This window comes from Leptolyngbya sp. NIES-2104, assembly GCF_001485215.1.
Taxonomy (GTDB): Bacteria; Cyanobacteriota; Cyanobacteriia; order Leptolyngbyales; family Leptolyngbyaceae; genus Leptolyngbya.
Genome location: NZ_BBWW01000001.1, coordinates 1,416,033 through 1,432,053, shown reverse-complemented (window position 1 = coordinate 1,432,053; position 16,021 = coordinate 1,416,033). Strand labels below are relative to the sequence as shown.

The 16,021-nt window shown below is 46.7% G+C and carries 20 protein-coding genes; 12 read left to right on the top strand and 8 right to left on the bottom strand.

From position 1 onward, the window contains the following. Nucleotides 1-71: 71 nt before the first annotated feature. Together psbQ and NIES2104_RS06520 are read left to right on the top strand one after the other, a co-directional pair. Nucleotides 72-515, top strand: coding sequence for a photosystem II protein PsbQ (gene psbQ / locus NIES2104_RS06525; RefSeq protein WP_058996880.1), 444 nt, complete (start codon nt 72-74; stop codon nt 513-515). Between the two features lie 52 nt (nt 516-567). Continuing rightward, entirely contained in the window at nt 568-1,632 is a 1,065-nt protein-coding gene (locus tag NIES2104_RS06520) for an FAD-binding oxidoreductase (protein ID WP_058996878.1), read from the top strand. On the opposite strand, the gene NIES2104_RS06515 is transcribed toward NIES2104_RS06520, so the two are convergent. Together NIES2104_RS06515 and NIES2104_RS06510 are read right to left on the bottom strand one after the other, a co-directional pair. Further along, nucleotides 1,619-1,876, bottom strand: coding sequence for a type II toxin-antitoxin system HicB family antitoxin (locus NIES2104_RS06515; protein ID WP_058996875.1), 258 nt, complete (start codon nt 1,874-1,876; stop codon nt 1,619-1,621). The two genes, NIES2104_RS06520 and NIES2104_RS06515, sit on opposite strands and share 14 nt — an antisense overlap. After that, the gene (locus tag NIES2104_RS06510; RefSeq protein ID WP_082689941.1) at nt 1,851-2,111 is read right to left on the bottom strand and encodes a type II toxin-antitoxin system HicA family toxin; all 261 of its coding nucleotides are present in this window, start codon (nt 2,109-2,111) and stop codon (nt 1,851-1,853) included. Before NIES2104_RS06510 ends, NIES2104_RS06515 begins: the two co-directional genes overlap by 26 nt. Before the next feature lie 213 nt (nt 2,112-2,324). Here NIES2104_RS06510 and hemC point away from each other — a divergent pair, with 213 nt between their 5' ends. Continuing rightward, nucleotides 2,325-3,293 carry a hydroxymethylbilane synthase gene (gene hemC, locus NIES2104_RS06505; RefSeq protein WP_058996873.1) on the top strand — a complete coding sequence of 323 codons (969 nt, stop codon included), beginning with the start codon at nt 2,325-2,327 and terminating at the stop codon, nt 3,291-3,293. Nucleotides 3,294-3,359: 66 nt separating this feature from the next. After that, complete coding sequence (locus NIES2104_RS06500) at nt 3,360-4,106, top strand: phosphoadenylyl-sulfate reductase (RefSeq protein ID WP_058996871.1); 747 nt, start codon at nt 3,360-3,362, stop codon at nt 4,104-4,106. Here the strand turns inward: NIES2104_RS06500 and NIES2104_RS06495 are convergent. Continuing rightward, nucleotides 4,093-4,761: a Uma2 family endonuclease gene (locus tag NIES2104_RS06495; protein ID WP_058996869.1), complete on the bottom strand. Its 669-nt coding sequence runs from the start codon at nt 4,759-4,761 to the stop codon at nt 4,093-4,095. The two genes, NIES2104_RS06500 and NIES2104_RS06495, sit on opposite strands and share 14 nt — an antisense overlap. A 96-nt stretch (nt 4,762-4,857) precedes the next feature. Here NIES2104_RS06495 and glgA point away from each other — a divergent pair, with 96 nt between their 5' ends. Next, on the top strand, nt 4,858-6,258 hold the full coding sequence (glgA, locus tag NIES2104_RS06490; protein ID WP_058996867.1) for a glycogen synthase GlgA: 1,401 nt from the start codon (nt 4,858-4,860) through the stop codon (nt 6,256-6,258). Between the two features lie 17 nt (nt 6,259-6,275). On the opposite strand, the gene NIES2104_RS06485 is transcribed toward glgA, so the two are convergent. Both NIES2104_RS06485 and NIES2104_RS06480 read right to left on the bottom strand, forming a co-directional pair. Then, nucleotides 6,276-7,178 carry a hypothetical protein gene (locus tag NIES2104_RS06485; RefSeq protein ID WP_058996865.1) on the bottom strand — a complete coding sequence of 301 codons (903 nt, stop codon included), beginning with the start codon at nt 7,176-7,178 and terminating at the stop codon, nt 6,276-6,278. A gap of 61 nt (nt 7,179-7,239) precedes the next feature. Beyond that, nucleotides 7,240-7,461 (bottom strand): hypothetical protein, encoded by a 222-nt coding sequence (locus tag NIES2104_RS06480; RefSeq protein WP_058996864.1) that lies wholly within the window; start codon nt 7,459-7,461, stop codon nt 7,240-7,242. Nucleotides 7,462-7,547: 86 nt separating this feature from the next. On the opposite strand from NIES2104_RS06480, the gene NIES2104_RS31615 reads away from it, so the two are divergent. Next, the gene (locus NIES2104_RS31615) at nt 7,548-7,805 is read left to right on the top strand and encodes a hypothetical protein (protein ID WP_156426881.1); all 258 of its coding nucleotides are present in this window, start codon (nt 7,548-7,550) and stop codon (nt 7,803-7,805) included. A 54-nt stretch (nt 7,806-7,859) separates the two neighbouring features. Further along, nucleotides 7,860-8,822: a hypothetical protein gene (locus tag NIES2104_RS06475; protein WP_058996861.1), complete on the top strand. Its 963-nt coding sequence runs from the start codon at nt 7,860-7,862 to the stop codon at nt 8,820-8,822. Here the strand turns inward: NIES2104_RS06475 and NIES2104_RS06470 are convergent. Both NIES2104_RS06470 and NIES2104_RS06465 read right to left on the bottom strand, forming a co-directional pair. Further along, complete coding sequence (locus NIES2104_RS06470) at nt 8,800-9,222, bottom strand: hypothetical protein (protein ID WP_058996859.1); 423 nt, start codon at nt 9,220-9,222, stop codon at nt 8,800-8,802. The two genes, NIES2104_RS06475 and NIES2104_RS06470, sit on opposite strands and share 23 nt — an antisense overlap. 275 nt (nt 9,223-9,497) lie before the next feature. Next, nucleotides 9,498-10,739, bottom strand: coding sequence for an NAD(P)/FAD-dependent oxidoreductase (locus NIES2104_RS06465; RefSeq protein ID WP_082689940.1), 1,242 nt, complete (start codon nt 10,737-10,739; stop codon nt 9,498-9,500). 106 nt (nt 10,740-10,845) lie between these two features. Here NIES2104_RS06465 and NIES2104_RS06460 point away from each other — a divergent pair, with 106 nt between their 5' ends. Together NIES2104_RS06460 and NIES2104_RS06455 are read left to right on the top strand one after the other, a co-directional pair. After that, entirely contained in the window at nt 10,846-11,316 is a 471-nt protein-coding gene (locus NIES2104_RS06460) for a DUF4112 domain-containing protein (RefSeq protein ID WP_058996855.1), read from the top strand. Between the two features lie 47 nt (nt 11,317-11,363). Further along, nucleotides 11,364-12,401 (top strand): hypothetical protein, encoded by a 1,038-nt coding sequence (locus NIES2104_RS06455; protein WP_058996853.1) that lies wholly within the window; start codon nt 11,364-11,366, stop codon nt 12,399-12,401. A gap of 87 nt (nt 12,402-12,488) precedes the next feature. On the opposite strand, the gene NIES2104_RS06450 is transcribed toward NIES2104_RS06455, so the two are convergent. Beyond that, the gene (locus tag NIES2104_RS06450; RefSeq protein ID WP_058996852.1) at nt 12,489-12,722 is read right to left on the bottom strand and encodes a Nif11-like leader peptide family natural product precursor; all 234 of its coding nucleotides are present in this window, start codon (nt 12,720-12,722) and stop codon (nt 12,489-12,491) included. 168 nt (nt 12,723-12,890) lie between these two features. Here NIES2104_RS06450 and NIES2104_RS06445 point away from each other — a divergent pair, with 168 nt between their 5' ends. The 3 genes from NIES2104_RS06445 (at nt 12,891) to tal (ending at nt 15,917) form a co-directional block, all read left to right on the top strand. After that, complete coding sequence (locus NIES2104_RS06445) at nt 12,891-13,529, top strand: HAD-IA family hydrolase (protein ID WP_072218035.1); 639 nt, start codon at nt 12,891-12,893, stop codon at nt 13,527-13,529. Between the two features lie 166 nt (nt 13,530-13,695). Continuing rightward, on the top strand, nt 13,696-14,757 hold the full coding sequence (gene fbp, locus NIES2104_RS06440) for a class 1 fructose-bisphosphatase (protein ID WP_058996850.1): 1,062 nt from the start codon (nt 13,696-13,698) through the stop codon (nt 14,755-14,757). 17 nt (nt 14,758-14,774) lie between these two features. Beyond that, nucleotides 14,775-15,917: a transaldolase gene (gene tal, locus NIES2104_RS06435; protein ID WP_058996848.1), complete on the top strand. Its 1,143-nt coding sequence runs from the start codon at nt 14,775-14,777 to the stop codon at nt 15,915-15,917. Nucleotides 15,918-16,021 lie beyond the last annotated feature (104 nt).

Below are 16,021 nucleotides of genomic sequence, written 5' to 3'. Positions count from 1 at the left end.
TCTTTACACAGACTGCGTTATTTTCAAAGGGTTTGAAGGCGCGGTGAACCAGTGATTTAGAAGATAAGGCTATGGCAAAGTTACGTTCTATTTTGGCGCTTTTGTGTTGCACCCTAATGGCGATCGTGATGGTTGGATGCAGCAGTCCGCAGGCTGTGAAACCGACTTACACCCCGGAAAAGATCGCGGAAATTCAAGGCTACGCGAAAGATTTGACGGCGTTAAGCGATCGGTTACCTGAGCTGCAAGAGTTGATTCAGAAAGAAGATTTTATTTTTGCTCGCAATTTCATTCACGGTCCGTTGGGTGAAATCCGCGTTTTCATGAGCCGCGTGGCTGGCAGCTTGTTACCGAATGAGCAAAAGCCTGCTCGTGATTTGGCAAAACAAATCGCAAATGATTTGGTCGAAATCGATCAAGCTTCAGCCGTGAACAACTATAAAGATGCAGTTCGCTACTATGGGGAAACGGTGAAAGATTTGGATGCTTTCGCGAAGTTGATTCCGCAAGGCTAGAACAGGAGGGCGAAGGATGAATTTTGAACATATTTCTACTTCGCCCTGATCTATGAGAATTACGATCGTCGGTTGCGGAGTGGTCGGAGCCACGATCGCTTACGAACTCAGCAAAATTTCAGACTTAGAAATTACCGTTGTCGATGCTCAACCGACACCCGTTCAAGCCGATTTGACCGAGTACCCAAACGCAACAGGGGCGGCTCTCGGTGTATTGATGGGCGCGATTAGCAAAAAAGAAAAAGGTCGCAATTTGAGAATGCGACTGGCAGGAATTCAGTATTACAACGAAACGGTTTCAGAGCTAGAAGAGTTGACGGGTCGATCGATTCCCTTTAACCGTCAAGGCATTTTGATGCTGCAATTTTCTGACGATTTAGAAGTTTGGCATCGTTTAGTTGAAGTGCGACGGAAACAAGATTTAGCGCTCGAAGTTTGGAATCAGGAACGATTGAAATTAGAGTTTCCGTTTCTCGATCGAGCCGTTGCCGCGATCTACTCACCGAGCGATCGACAAATCAATCCAGTCGCGCTCACTCAAGCTCTCATCGAAGGCGCAAAACTCCGAGGCGTAAATTTTCAATTTGGAACCAAGGTGATTGGACGGCAAAATCAGCAGATTCAAACCTCGCAAGGGGTGATTGAATCGGATTATGTCGTGATTTCTGCGGGAGTGGGAACGAGTGGAATTGAAAAAATAGATATTCGCCCGGTTCTCGGTCAAGCGATTCACGTTCGATTACCGAAGCCGTTGAGCGATAAACCCCTACCTGTGATTACGGGCGATGATGTTCATATTGTGACACTTGGAAATTCGGAGTATTGGGTTGGGGCGACGGTTGAATTTCCGACTGAAGCGGGGGAAGTGTTGCCGCCCGATCGAGCAATGTTTGATGAAGTGATGCGACAAGCGATCAAGTTTTGTCCGGCTTTGAAAGGGGCTGAAATTGTTCGATCGTGGTTTGGATTGCGTCCGCGTCCTCAAGGTCGTCCGGCTCCCGTAATTGAAGAAATTGAGCCGAATGTTTTACTTGCAACCGGACATTACCGAAATGGGGTTTTGTTAGCACCTGCAACCGCAGCAGAAGTTCAAGAAAAAATAATCAAGAAGCTTTAGCAGATAAGTGATCAGAAGGTAAAGGAATCGGATCACCAAAATCGTAGGCAGTTTCGATCCACAACTGCCGCGCTTCCTCAATGTTTTCCATAATTTCTTCAGCCGTTTCACCCTGAGTGATACAGCCAGGAAGGTCTTTAATCGTAGCAACATAACCACCTTCCGGCTCAGGATAGACAGTTACGGCATAGGTCAAATTCAAATAGTATTCCAGAGACTCAGGATTTTTCTTGCTGATTGGCATACCACTCTTCTAACTTAAGCAAGCTCACAACTTCTTTAATATAAGTTCGTTTAACCTTCTGTCCACCTTTCTTCGGAACAGTTATTGTTCGTCCTTCTGAATCACGAAAAGTATGATGACTGCCTTTCGATCGAACTTCTTCAAAATCGAAAGCATTGAGCAAAGCACGAACTTCTTCAAATCTAACCTCAACAGGTTCAGATAGGAAGAGTTCAACAAGCTTGATCTTTTTCATTTCTATTCTATTGGAGCAACAATTTTATGAAAGCCTACTCCTGTGCGATGAAGTATTTTATCTTCGTTTATTGTGCAAATTTGCTCGATCGCAGAGAATGTTCTGCTTAATCATCTGTAACGAATTCAAGCGCGATCGCGCACAAATCGGGTCTCACACTACGGTAAGGTGAAGAAAGCCACTTGAAAAGCACGTTTCAACTTCCCGTTAATTATGTCTTCAACTGTTTCTAGCCCAACCCGTACCATCCGTATTGCTTCGCGTAAAAGTCAGCTTGCATTAGTGCAGACTTATTGGGTGCAGGAGCAGTTACAGAAAGCATTTCCCGATCGCACGTTTGAAGTCCACACAATGGAGACTCAAGGCGATAAAGTGCTCAATGTCGCATTGGCAAAAATTGGCGATAAAGGCTTATTTACTAAAGAACTCGAAGATGGAATGCTCAATCGCACGACAGATTTTGCGGTGCATTCCCTCAAAGATTTACCGACTCGGCTTCCGGATGGTTTGATGCTCGGTTGCGTCACGGAGCGCGAAGATCCCGCAGATGCGCTGGTCGTGCATGAAAAGCACAAAGATAAAGACCTCGCTTCATTACCAGAAGGATCGGTGATTGGAACGTCGTCGTTGCGTCGGTTGGCTCAGTTGCGGCATCATTACCCGCATCTGAGCTTCAAAGATGTGCGGGGCAATGTGATCACGCGATTGAAGAAGCTAGATGACGGTGAGTATGATGCGCTGATTTTAGCGGCGGCGGGATTGAATCGATTGGATTTAAGCGATCGTATTCATCAATCCATTCCCGCTGAAATTTCCCTTCATGCAGTCGGTCAAGGTGCACTCGGAATCGAATGCCGTGAAGGAGATACCGAGATTCTTGAAATTCTCAAAGTGTTACAACATCAGCCAACCGCTTATCGCTGTTATGCAGAACGAGCATTTCTGCGGGAATTAGAAGGCGGGTGTCAGGTGCCGATCGGAGTGAATACAACGATCGAAGGCGATACCTTAACGCTGACGGGAATCGTTGCAAGTTTGGACGGTCAGCGACTCGTGAAAGATAGCGTTTCAGGACTGGCAACCGATGCTGAAAAGCTCGGAACTGAACTCGCGCGTCGAGCAAAAAAACAAGGGGCGCAGGAAATTCTCGACGAGATTTTCGCCACGATTAACCGCAGCTAAAACGATCGCGTACATAAAGATCGATAATAGAAAACGCATTACTAGGGAACGCCGGAGAACACAATCATGGCGCAAACGATCGCGCAATCCGATCTAGACATTGCGAGTTTAGACGCGGAACTCTCAACCCAAAGCCCCCAGAAAATTCTGGCGCGGGCGTTGGATCAATTTGACAATATTGCTATCTCGTTCAGCGGTGCAGAAGATGTTGTGCTGATCGATATGGCACATCGCTTGGGCAAAAAAGTTCAGGTATTTAGCCTCGATACGGGTAGACTCCACGCTGAGACTTATCAGTTTATTGAGCAAGTTAGAAAGCACTACGGTTTGTCGATCGACATTCTTTTCCCCGACACTGAGAAAGTTCAGAAGCTCGTCAGCGAAAAGGGATTGTTCAGCTTTTACGAAGACGGACACAACGAATGCTGTGGAATTCGGAAAGTAGAACCATTACGCCGCAAGCTTGGAACATTAGATGCTTGGATTACTGGACAGCGTAAAGATCAGAATCCTTCGACTCGTGCAACGGTTCCGGTCGCGCAAGTAGATACGGCTTTCTCATCTGACGATCGACAATTGATCAAGTTCAATCCCTTGGCGAACTGGTCTTCTGCGGATGTGTGGCTGTATATTCGCGGGTTTGAAGTGCCGTACAATCCGCTGCACGAAAAAGGCTTTATCAGTATTGGATGTGAGCCTTGCACCAGAGCAGTTTTGCCCAATCAGCACGAACGAGAAGGACGCTGGTGGTGGGAAGATGCCACGAAAAAAGAATGTGGCTTACACGCGATGAATCCGACTAAATCTGCTTAAGTCGATCGACAAATTCCTGATGCTCCGGACTGCTCAAACCAGTTTGGAGCATTGATAACACGATCGCGATATCGCCTTGTTGGAGTGAGCCGATCTCTAACCACAATCCCGGAAACACCCGACTTTTGATCACACCCGCTTCAAGTTCCAACGGCACATACTCGCTGTCTTGTAAGTGAAACCAGCGAATTTGATTTTCATAAATTTGCCAAACCAAATATTCCTTTACGCCATTTCGACGATAAGCGTTCAGCTTGGCATTGAGATCAACCGATGCACTACTGGCAGCAATTTCGACGACCAGTTCTGGCGCACCTTCGATATAGTCATCTTCAGTAATTCGAGAGCCGCCACCGACTTCTGGTTCAATTCGCAATAAAGCATCAGGTTGTGGCTCGTTGTCGAGATCAAGCCGAACGGTAGAGTTATCGGCAATATCAACGCCTGGAGTTGCGGCAGCGTAAGTTCCCAACCAGGTCATGAGTTGTGCATGAGGTCTGCCGTGTTGTCTAACTCGAACAGGTGATGCCACGTATACGACTCCTTCAATTAATTCAGCTTTCAAATGAGGGGCTTGAGCATAACGACGCTCGAACTCAGTGCGGGACAGTCGATCGCCGCTTTCCAAGGGAGGAGTCGAAACTTGAATAATCATCAGACGAACCTCAGCATTTCTTTGATTTTGACATACCCGGAAATGGGGAGGGTCATTTCGGTATGATGACAGTGCGAAACCAAAGAGGAAAGCCAGATGCGGATTTTGTTTGTGGCAGCGGAAGCAGCACCGATCGCGAAAGTGGGTGGATTGGGTGATGTGGTCGGAGCATTGCCCGCTGTGTTAAGAGCGATGGGGCATGATGTCCGGATTTTCCTACCGTACTTTGGCTTTCTCAATGACAAGATTAAGATTCCGGCGGAACCTGTTTGGCAAGGATCTGCCATGTTCAATGCCTTTGCTGTATATGAAACGGTGTTGCCAGGGACGGATGTGCCGCTGTATTTGTTTGGACATCCGGCATTTGATCCGCGTCGGATTTATGGCGGAGAAGATGAAGATTGGCGGTTTACATTTTTTGCAAATGGGGCGGCGGAGTTTGCCTGGAACTATTGGAAGCCAAATATTATTCACTGTCATGATTGGCATACGGGAATGATTCCGGTGTGGATGCACCAAGACCCGGATATTTCTACGATTTTTACGATTCACAATTTGGCGTATCAGGGTCCTTGGCGCTGGAAGTTGGAACAGATGACGTGGTGCCCTTGGTATATGCAGGGACATAACACGATGGCGGCGGCGGTGCAGTTTGCAGACTGGGTGACGACGGTTTCGCCGACCTATGCAGAACAAATCAAAACGCCAACGTATGGCGAAACGCTAGAGGGATTGCTGTCGTTTATCGGCGGGAAAGTGTCTGGAATCGTGAATGGAATCGATACGGATTCTTATGATCCAGAAACGGATAAAGCGTTGACGAAACCGTTTTCAATTGAAACGATCGACGATCGACGAGCCAATAAAATCGCCCTTCAAGAAGAAGTGGGTCTAGAAGTCAATTCCAAAGCGTTCTTGGTCGGAATGGTGTCGCGATTAGTCGAGCAGAAAGGGTTAGATCTAGTGATTCAGATTCTCGATCGCTATCTTGCCTATACGGATGCTCAATTTATTTTGTTGGGAACGGGCGATCGCTATTACGAAACTCAGATGTGGCAACTCTCATCGCGCTACGGTGGGCGAATGTCGGTCTATTTACTGTACAACGATGCTTTAGCGCGTCGAATTTATGCAGGATCGGATGCGTTCTTGATGCCGTCTCGATTTGAGCCTTGTGGAATTAGCCAAATGTTAGCAATGCGGTATGGGTGTGTGCCGATCGTACGGCGGACTGGGGGATTAGTCGATACGGTGACGCACAATGATCCAGACAATCAGACGGGAACGGGGTACTGCTTCGATCGCTATGAGCCATTAGATCTATTTACCTCGATGGTGCGGGCGAATGAAGCGTATCGATTTACGGGGTTGTGGAAGGAGCTACAACAGCGAGGCATGCAGCAGAATTTTAGCTGGAAGAAATCGACCGTGGAGTACGATCGCTTATATCATCAGGTCTTAGGACTGCCAGAACCAGGAACGGTCGAAGTGGGTTAGCGATCGTATTGCCGAAATTAGGATTGCTCTGAATTGGTTTGGAGCTGTTGGAGTTCTTCGATCGATAACTCAGTAAAACGGGCGATCGTTTCTAGCGGGATGTTATCGCGAAGCATATTGAGCGCAATCTCAACTTGTTTATCTCTGGCTCCAAGTTCCTTGCCTCTGGCTTCTGCCATGCGTTCGCCTGAAGATACATATTTCATCTTTCTTGCCTCTTCAAATTGCTCCAAATCAATGCGAAACTGTCGCTCCAACTCCTCTGGCAAGTTCATCATCCAATCGAGGAAGTTGTGTAGCTCTAATATATCTTGCTCGTTGTAACCTCGGTCATACAACATAGTGGTCAAATGAAACTTCCAATCTTTGCGCTCTGTAGGATTGTTATGAGTTTCCTTCGTTTTGAGATGTGCCATGACGACAATGGCAAACGGATTTCGGCTTGTTTCTAGCTCATCCCATTGATCAGCATAATCTAGCAGTTTGACGATCGGGAACTCGAAATTGACAGAACAACCCCAGAGCGCCTCTCGAAAATGGGTCGGTCGCCAAGTTTCACTTTCATCACCGAGAATTGCAAGGCTAACAACTGAACAGTTGTAACGATCGCGCAATCGATAGTTATAGCTATACATTCGATTTGGGAAAACGCTTTCATACTGGCTTTGCACTTCGATGTGACAGAGAACAAGCGCGGATTCGCCGTTGAGTTTGTAGACTTCGACTAGTTTATCTGCATAGCGTTTCTCGATTTCGGCATCGCGGACAATCTTTTGAAGTTCCTTGTCAAGAAACTTGACCTCACGAGACCAATTAATTTCAGGTGCGATCCAAGGAAAGAAGAATTGAAGAAAGTCCTGGAAATACAGTTCGATAATGGATTTCCAGGGGTTGTCGTAGTCGGTATTGGGTTGGGTCATAGTGTTTGGGATTAGAAAAAATCGATCGACTATTCAGCAAACGTCGATCGACTACAAGCTGCTAACGGGCGCGATGTCGAGTCAGAATACTCATCAATTCACCCTGTGGAGTTGGAGTCAAGGGACTCCAATCGCCAACATCCGCAAAACCTAAACTGTGCAGTTGTCGGATGGTTTGGGTGATCCATTCGCCGGAACCCATGAGAATGAAGCGTAAGCGTTCTCGATCGTCGTTTGTCGCTGGTTCAAAGCTGTTTAGAACGGACTGGAGCGGGATATTCATGTGAATTTGAGCCTTTTTCTAAAGTGGAAAAAGAGCCACAAAAACTAAGCCGCCCCGTTTGCAGCATGAAGCAGGGCGGCTAAAGAATGTTAACATTCCTCAAGCCTCCGATGCTGGTCGTATCAGCGTTGGGGGTTAGTCGCTCAAAGTCGTTGGTAGCTTCTTTGGGCGGCGCGATATTCGGCTTAGTCGTTTGGGCAAGCGATCGTATAGCGCACGATGACTTAGTTCAAAACAGTAGTGGATTTATTTGGTCGCGTCAAGCAAAGTTTAGGAGTTGTAGAAAATTCGGGATGTACGATCGTATTTCTAAGCTATATCGACACAATGCTTCTGATGAATGAAGATCACGAGAGAGACGATCGATAAAATGGTCTAGACCCTTTTGCTCTCGCGCCATGCCTTTCCGGTTTTCCTGGTTCGATTGGTTCTGCTTCTGGTATCCGCCTGGATGGTTGATTCTGTTCAATCGACATTGGCAACATTACCATGCTGATCCGGATGGCTGGAATTGGCTGGAATATGCGCTGTTTTTGATTCCTGGCGGGTTTTATCTTGCGTTGTTGATTCGGTGGGCACGATTGGGATTTCGATCGCCGAAATCCCAATCGATCGAACCTGATCCCATTTATCAGAAAGCGTTTCGAGAAGAGATTTTATTTCCGATCGTGACGCGCTATTTTCGAGCGGAACTTCATCAAATCGAGCATTTACCAGATCAGCCTCCCGCGATCGTGACTCTCAATCATGCGGGAATGTGCTTTCCTTGGGATTTTGTATGTCTCGGCGTGTTGCTAGGTCAGAAAACGGGATGGTTTGTTCAACCCGTCGCGCATCCGATTTTCTTTGATCATCCTTGGTTAGTTTGGTGGTTGCCACGTGGATGGGCGCGAGTCTTGGGAGGAGTTCGGGCTGAGAAAGATAGTTTTGAGGAAGCGATCGCGCAAAAAACAGTTTTGCTTTATGCTCCTGAAAGTTGGAGAGGACTTGCTAAAGGCTGGCGATATCGCTATCAGTTAGAGCGCTTTGATCCGAGTTTCATGCGATTGAGTACGAGGTATCAGGTTCCGGTTTCGCCCGCGATTTGTATCGGAAATGAATGGCTGCATCCTTGGACAGTGAACTCTAAACGATTGGCGCGATGGTTGAAAATGCCATTGCTGCCTGTATCACCGTTGCTATTCCTATTTGTATTGTTTCCGTCATTGGGAGTTTGGGCAGTGAGAACACGATTGAACTATTATTTTCAACCGCTGCAAGTTCCATCACAAGAGAAATTAACGCGATCGCAGTTTTATGAGCGAGCCGAAGAACTGCGATCGCGCTTACAACAGGAAATTAACGACAAGCTAATCCAGTAAACGGATCAACCGGAATCGGAGATGCGATCGGGCTACCATAAATCACACTGCCACAGTAAGAGCTTCGGTAGTCGTTGTTATTTCCTCGATCGATGATCACAGTTCGCGCTCTGGGTGCGACAATCACTGGAGAGCCAAAGCCAGGAGAATAGACGCGACCTGGATAGTAGGAATTGGGATAGATCGGTTTGTAGGGATCGTAGAAGCTTCGACGCAAAATCACCTCATTCCGAAATGGGCGGTATCTGCCACTGTAGGGAGTTCCGACCCTAATTCCAATTCTAGGAGTTCCAACCGTGATTCCAAATCCAGTCGATCGATAACCGTAATCTGCACGAGCAGGCAATAGAGGTGCAAGCACGATCGTACCCGCAACCAAACCAGAAATAAGTTTAAACATGACATCCCCAACGTTGTAGCGAACAGTTGCCTTGAAGAGAAACTTAGGATGTGTTTTGAAATTCTCCGCTTCGTTTAGTTCCCGCCCCGGAATAGAATTCGGGGCTAACGATGCGAAGTCCGTTAAAACGGACTGAAGAGACGCAATTTAGCTTTTAGTCCCCTTCAGTGGACTTCGTTTGACTAGCCCCGAATTCCATTCCGGGGCGGGTGAGCAACGAGAGCGAAAAGATTTTGAAACATACCCTACCCTGAGTCGATGCACCGTCTAGACACTTAACTTTGACGAGTTGGTGGGCACGTTCCGTGTAGCGAAGCTACCGCGTTTCCAGCAATCCAGCCCGTCGTCCAAGCGCTCTGAAAATTAAATCCGCCTGTAATACCATCAATATCTAATATTTCACCCGCGAAATAAAGACCTGGACAGCAACGGCTTTCCATTGTTTTAAAGTTAATCTCTTTGAGGTTCACTCCACCGCAAGTTACAAATTCCTCTTTGAATGCGCCTTTGCCTGAAATTTTATAGCTGCCTTGGGTGAGTTCTTGAATTAATTGATTCAAAGTTTTATTTGATAGTTCTGCCCATCTACGATCGCGATCGATTCCCAACGTTTCAACCAGTCTTTCCCACAATCGACGCGGTAGCATAACGGGACAATTTGCCACGATCGTTTTCTGTGGAATCTGGTTTCTCACTGCGGTCAATTCTTGCCGCAATTGTTCTGGATTCTGCTTTGGCAACCAATTGATTGTGAGTTGTGCTTGATACTTGTGATCATGCAGTTCTCTTGCTGCCCAAGCAGAAAGTTTTAGAACCGCAGGCGCACTTAAGCCCCAATGGGTAATTAACAATGCTCCAGTTTGCTCGAATTTTGCATTACCCGCTTGCAATTTGAGACGAACCGGATCAACGGAAACACCAGCGAGATCTGTTAAGCGATCGTCTTTTACATTGAATGTAAACAGAGATGGAACTGGATTGATGATTGAATGCCCTAATGATTTCGCAAACTGATAGCCGTTCGGATTGCTTCCGGTTGCGATCAGAATTTGATCGGCGGTGAGAACTTGACCGGATCGAAGCTCGATCGAGAACTTTTCCCCAACTTTAGAAACTGTTTTTACTGGAGCTTGTGTGTAGATCTTCACTCCTAAATCAGCAGCTTGATCGAATAAACAATCTGCGATCGTTCTCGAATCATCAGTGATTGGAAAAATTCGTCCATCGGCTTCGGTTTTCAGTTTGACATTGCGATCGGTAAACCATTCGATCGTATGTTTTGCCTGGAATTGAGAAAATGCACCTCTTAGAGCTTTTCCGCCTCTGGGATAGTTCTGGACGAGCAAAGACGGCTCAAAACACGCATGAGTCACATTGCAGCGACCACCACCCGAAATCAGCACCTTTGATAAACATTGCTGACCTGCTTCGAGCAACGTCACATCGACCCCCGATCTCGCAGCGCAAATCGCTCCAAAAAATCCTGCTGCTCCACCACCAATAACAACTAATTCCACGGCTTTTATTTCCAGATCGAATCTTGATCTTAGGCGATTCGATCCGATGACAGACTCAGAATCGAATGCAGAAAGATTAAGATTTTAGAAGAACGATTGGAACATTATGCAAACTCACCGAGAAAGTACGATCGCACGATTACGATCGCTGACACATCTACTCGACAATGCCTTGCCCATTCCAGGCACGAAATTTCGCATTGGAATTGATCCCATCATTGGACTACTACCGGGTGGCGGCGATATAGCGATGTCATTTGTGTCCTCGTACATTCTGATTGAAGCAGCACGACTCGGATTGCCCCGCTCTTCATTGCTCCGAATGCTGTGGAATTTGATTCTTGATGCGATGCTCGGAATTGTTCCGATGGCAGGCGATTTTGTCGATTTAGCTTGGAAAGCAAACAGTAAAAATCTGGCGTTAATCGAAGCACATTTAGCGAAACCTGGACAACAAGGAAAAGCCGATTATCTATTCGTGGCGTTGTTGATTTTGGTCTTTCTTTCGGTGGTGATTGCGATCGGAACACTGACGGTTTTTCTGATTCGCCTGATTTGGAATGCGATCGCGGTATAAGGCAACAAAGGTGCAATAATGATGCGACTGTTTTTTCTTCTCCCCCAATGGCACCTGCAAAGACCCTCACCCTCGAAGCGCTAGAACCCTCTGAGTTCAAGTTTGATCTGCCTGATCCGAATGACGATCGCATTGAGGAGCTTGCTTTTCAGCAACAAATTGATCGAGCGTGGCAAGTGTGCGATCGCTTCGATTTACAGACGGATATTTGGCGGGGGCGCATTCTTAGAACTGTTCGGGAGCGGGAGAAAAAACAGGGCGGTAACGGATTTTTGAACTGGTTGCGCGATCGCGAAATCAGTAAAACACAAGCTTATAAGTTGATCGAACTCGCGAACAGTGCGGATATTCTACTCGCAGGTGGACAAATCGAACCCGAAGATGTCAATCAATTGAGCAAACAGGCTTTTGTCGAAACCGCGCAGTCTGAACCGGAAGTTCAACAGCTTGTAATGGACGCAGTAAAACGCGGCGATCGTGTGACTCGTCGAGAAGTACAGCAACTTGCAGACGATTGGACAGCGATGAGTTCGGATCTGCTGCCTGAAGAACTGCGGGAAAAAGTCGTTGATCAAACGATTCCCACTCGCTATGTTGCGCCCTTGGTGAAACAGTTACAGAAACTGCCAGAATTTCATCAAGCCTCGATTCGACAAGCGATCGCGGAACATCCCGATTTAGACACGCTCAAACAAGCGACCGGAGAAGCGCGATCTCTGTCTCGCTATCTCGAAGCGGCTCCCCAAGTGCAAGCGTTGAATGATGAATCGATCGACATTGAAAATGCCCTCGATGAAGCGATGCGACTAGGCTGTCTCAATTCTGCGGCGGAACTGGTAAATCAAGCCGCACAATTAGAACATGCGATCGCGAAACTCTACACCACTTGGAAACGGGTCAATTCTTTATCTGACCAGCTTTACGAAGATACGGGCGCGAGTACTCCACATCTGCGATCGATGTTGAAGTCATTGGAACGGTTGTCGAGTGATTCGATCAAGTTTTACTTTGGTGATCCTAAAGGTGAGAATTTCTCACACACGATTCGATTGAAATTAGAGGAAGACCGCGATTCAGATTCCTAGCTCCACCAGTCATTTAGGTAGAGACGCGATTAATCGCGTCTCTATGTCGTTAGGTAAACGTAAAATTATTTTAGAAATTGACACAAATTACCGAGGAATCAGCCGTTGCCGTCCACCGATTCCAGGATTAAACAAGGCAGCCAACTCTGATTCAGGTAATTGATCGAGCCATTCTTCAATCTCCGTTTCCGTCACACTGTAGCCCCGTTCATTCGCAATTTTGACTAACGCTTCTGGATCGCTGGTCGCTTGTAACCGATTTTGAAGAATGTAATCTTGTTGAACAGCTTTAAAGAATGCTGCGGCGTGATGTTGCGACATACTAAACTTCCTCGCAGATAATGAATTGAAATAAAGAAAGAACGTAGCGCTAAGATCTCTATTCCTCTACGCTAGAAGATTCTGAGAAGGTCATCTCAGAGTGATAACAAAATTGATTAGACTGTAAATACTGATTAATCAAATGTTTACGTTTTCTGAACCTCACCTGTGAAAGTTATCTTGTTCGATTTCGATGGCACGATCGTCAATAGCGTCGATGCTGGAATTCTGATCACAAACCGTTTAGCAAAAGAATTTGGGTTTCCACCGTTTGATGAAGAAACATTAGAAGAGTTAAAAAATTTAGGATCACGCGGAGCACTGAAGCGATCGCAGATTCCCGTCTGGCAATTGCCCTTTCTGATTCGTCGCTTCACGTACGAACTCAAGCAAGAGATTCCACATCTCAAGCTGTTTCCACAAATGCAGGAAACTTTACTAGAACTGAAACAGCAAGGCTATATTCTCGGCATTGTTTCTACGAATTCTGTTAAGAATATTGAAGAATTTCTCAGAGTTCAAAAGCTTCTTTCAGTGTTTGATGTCATTTCTACAAACTATTCGTTATTTGGCAAAAGTCGATTAATTCAAAAAATCATACGCCAGCAAAAATTGCATCCAAATCAGGTTTATTACGTGGGCGATGAAACTCGTGATATCGAAGCCGCAAAAAAGAGTGGAGTGAGATCGATTGCGGCAACTTGGGGTTTAAATTCAGCAGAAATTTTACTGAAGTATGAACCTGATTTTCTGATAAATCACCCAACAGAATTACGGAATTTATTCATTGACAAAGCCCAATTTTGACTACTTTGTATCATCAAATACCGGTCGATCGACACTTTCTGTAGTTGACCTTAAAGAACCCCCCGAATCAGGAATGCCTTCTTAAGATAGAAGTATCACGCTGCTTGGTTGATTACCCTACAAGAGTGTGAATGTGACAACCCTGAGTTTCAGGGAGGAAACCTGAATGGTCGATGTTCAACCGCTGAGTCTCGATCGCGATTCGGCACTCGATCGAGACTGTACAACGCTCTCTCGCCATGTCCTCGAACAGTTAAATAGCTTTTCCGCCGAAGCGCAAGATCTCAGCGCTATCATGACGCGAATTGCACTCGCCGGAAAACTGATCGCTCGTCGTCTCAGTCGAGCAGGCTTGATGGATGGCGTATTGGGCTTTACAGGCGAAACCAATGTGCAAGGCGAATCCGTCAAACGGATGGATGTCTACGCCAACGAAGTCTTTATTTCTGTGTTTAAACAGAGCGGTCTTGTCTGCCGTTTGGCTTCGGAAGAAATGGACGAGCCGTACTATATTCCTGAGAACTGTCCACTGGGTCGCTATACGCTGCTGTATGACCCGATCGATGGTTCCTCGAATGTGGACATCAATATCAATGTGGGATCGATCTTCGCGATTCGACAGCAAGAAGGCGATGACGAGGATGGCAAGGCAAAGGATCTGTTGCAGAGCGGACGGAAGCAGATTGCAGCAGGCTATATCTTGTATGGTCCGAGTACGATGCTGGTTTATTCGATCGGCAATGGTGTGCACTCATTCGTCCTTGATCCCAGCTTAGGCGAGTTCATTCTTGCAGATGAAAATATCAGAGTGCCCGATCACGGTCCGATCTACAGCGTGAATGAAGGCAACTTCTGGCAGTGGGAAGAATCGTACCGCGACTTTATTCGATATGTGCATCGGCATGAAGGGTATACCGCTCGGTACGGTGGCGCGCTGATTGGCGATTTTCACCGGATCTTGTACCAGGGAGGTGTGTTCCTTTATCCAGGAACAGGCAAACAGCCTCAAGGCAAATTGAGATTATTGTATGAAGCTGCACCGCTCGCCTTTTTGATCGAGCAAGCGGGCGGACGTGCCAGCACCGGAACCGAAGACATTCTTGATTTTGTGCCGGATAAGCTTCATGCCAGAGTTCCCTTGATTATTGGTAGTAAGGATGATGTCGCACTCGTCGAATCATTCGTGCAAGAGCGCATTCGAGAAAAGACCGTTTTAGGCAGTCGATAACACAGGAGCAGACCACAATGACGAACCATTTACTCGAAATCAAAGACTACGGGCAAAGTATCTGGATGGATAACTTAACCCGTGACTTGATCGTGTCCGGCGAACTCAAGCGCATGATCGACGATCGAGGTCTACGCGGCATCACTTCCAACCCGGCAATCTTTGAAAAAGCAATTAACGGAAACAAAATTTACGACGAAGATATCGAAGCCGGGATTCGAGCAGGTAAACCACTTCTCGACATCTACGAATCGCTGATTTTTGAAGACATTCGCAATGCGTGTGATATCTTCGCGGGAATCTATGAAGAATCTGGCGGATTGGATGGCTATGTAAGTATCGAAGTTCCACCGAACATTGCAAACGATACAGAAAAAACAATCTCCGAAGCTCGACGCTACTACAAAGAGATCGGTCGTCCGAATGTAATGATCAAGATTCCGGGAACTTCAGCGGGACTGCCTGCGGTGGAAACAGTGATCGCAGACGGGATTAATGTTAACGTGACGCTGCTTTTCTCAGTTCAAAGCTATGTAAATACTGCTTGGGCATACATTCGCGGACTCGAAAAACGAGCGGAAAAAGGCGAAGATATCAGCAAAATTGCTTCTGTTGCCAGCTTCTTTCTCAGCCGGATCGACATCAAGATCGATGAAATGATCGACGCGAAACTGACCAAGGGTGTGGACAGTTCGCCAGAAGAAGCGAAGCTCGTTGCAGTTAAGGGTAAAGTTGCGATCGCCAACGCAAAAATCGCTTACCAAGAGTACAAGAAGATCATTGCTGATCCCCGCTGGTTAGCGCTGAAGGAAAAAGGTGCAAACGTTCAGCGTCTACTCTGGGCAAGTACCAGCACCAAGAATCCTGACTACAGCGATGTGATGTATGTCGATGAGTTGATCGGTGCAGACACCGTGAATACCTTGCCACCGAATACAATCGAAGCTTGTGCGGATCACTGTGATGTGGCACCTCGGATTGATACCGGAGTCGAAGAAGCTTACACCTTGATCGAAAGCCTCAACGATCCCGATGTTGATATCAACTTGGCGCAAGTCATGACCGAACTGCTCGAAGAAGGCATCGATAAATTCATTCAGCCGTTCAATTCGCTGATGAGTTCGCTGCAAGAAAAGGTCGATCGACTAGCGAAAGTCTAGAAAACGCTGCGGAGATTAGACAAGCTCTACGGTGTGTTTTAGAACCTCTCGCTTCGTTTCCCTCCCGCCCCGGAATGAAATTCGGGGCTAACAGAACGAAGTCC

What these genes read in the sequence shown, in the direction of transcription:
- NIES2104_RS06485 (WP_058996865.1), bottom strand. Translation starts at nt 7,178, where the DNA reads ATGACCCAACCCAATACCGACTACGACAACCCCTGGAAATCCATTATC.
- hemC (WP_058996873.1), top strand. Translation starts at nt 2,325, where the DNA reads ATGTCTTCAACTGTTTCTAGCCCAACCCGTACCATCCGTATTGCTTCG.
- fbp (WP_058996850.1), top strand. Translation starts at nt 13,696, where the DNA reads ATGGTCGATGTTCAACCGCTGAGTCTCGATCGCGATTCGGCACTCGAT.
- NIES2104_RS06460 (WP_058996855.1), top strand. Translation starts at nt 10,846, where the DNA reads ATGCAAACTCACCGAGAAAGTACGATCGCACGATTACGATCGCTGACA.
- NIES2104_RS06455 (WP_058996853.1), top strand. Translation starts at nt 11,364, where the DNA reads ATGGCACCTGCAAAGACCCTCACCCTCGAAGCGCTAGAACCCTCTGAG.
- NIES2104_RS06515 (WP_058996875.1), bottom strand. Translation starts at nt 1,876, where the DNA reads ATGCCAATCAGCAAGAAAAATCCTGAGTCTCTGGAATACTATTTGAAT.
- NIES2104_RS06450 (WP_058996852.1), bottom strand. Translation starts at nt 12,722, where the DNA reads ATGTCGCAACATCACGCCGCAGCATTCTTTAAAGCTGTTCAACAAGAT.
- NIES2104_RS06480 (WP_058996864.1), bottom strand. Translation starts at nt 7,461, where the DNA reads ATGAATATCCCGCTCCAGTCCGTTCTAAACAGCTTTGAACCAGCGACA.
- tal (WP_058996848.1), top strand. Translation starts at nt 14,775, where the DNA reads ATGACGAACCATTTACTCGAAATCAAAGACTACGGGCAAAGTATCTGG.
- glgA (WP_058996867.1), top strand. Translation starts at nt 4,858, where the DNA reads ATGCGGATTTTGTTTGTGGCAGCGGAAGCAGCACCGATCGCGAAAGTG.
- NIES2104_RS06475 (WP_058996861.1), top strand. Translation starts at nt 7,860, where the DNA reads ATGCCTTTCCGGTTTTCCTGGTTCGATTGGTTCTGCTTCTGGTATCCG.
- psbQ (WP_058996880.1), top strand. Translation starts at nt 72, where the DNA reads ATGGCAAAGTTACGTTCTATTTTGGCGCTTTTGTGTTGCACCCTAATG.
- NIES2104_RS06510 (WP_082689941.1), bottom strand. Translation starts at nt 2,111, where the DNA reads ATGAAAAAGATCAAGCTTGTTGAACTCTTCCTATCTGAACCTGTTGAG.
- NIES2104_RS31615 (WP_156426881.1), top strand. Translation starts at nt 7,548, where the DNA reads ATGTTAACATTCCTCAAGCCTCCGATGCTGGTCGTATCAGCGTTGGGG.
- NIES2104_RS06495 (WP_058996869.1), bottom strand. Translation starts at nt 4,761, where the DNA reads ATGATTATTCAAGTTTCGACTCCTCCCTTGGAAAGCGGCGATCGACTG.
- NIES2104_RS06500 (WP_058996871.1), top strand. Translation starts at nt 3,360, where the DNA reads ATGGCGCAAACGATCGCGCAATCCGATCTAGACATTGCGAGTTTAGAC.
- NIES2104_RS06520 (WP_058996878.1), top strand. Translation starts at nt 568, where the DNA reads ATGAGAATTACGATCGTCGGTTGCGGAGTGGTCGGAGCCACGATCGCT.
- NIES2104_RS06470 (WP_058996859.1), bottom strand. Translation starts at nt 9,222, where the DNA reads ATGTTTAAACTTATTTCTGGTTTGGTTGCGGGTACGATCGTGCTTGCA.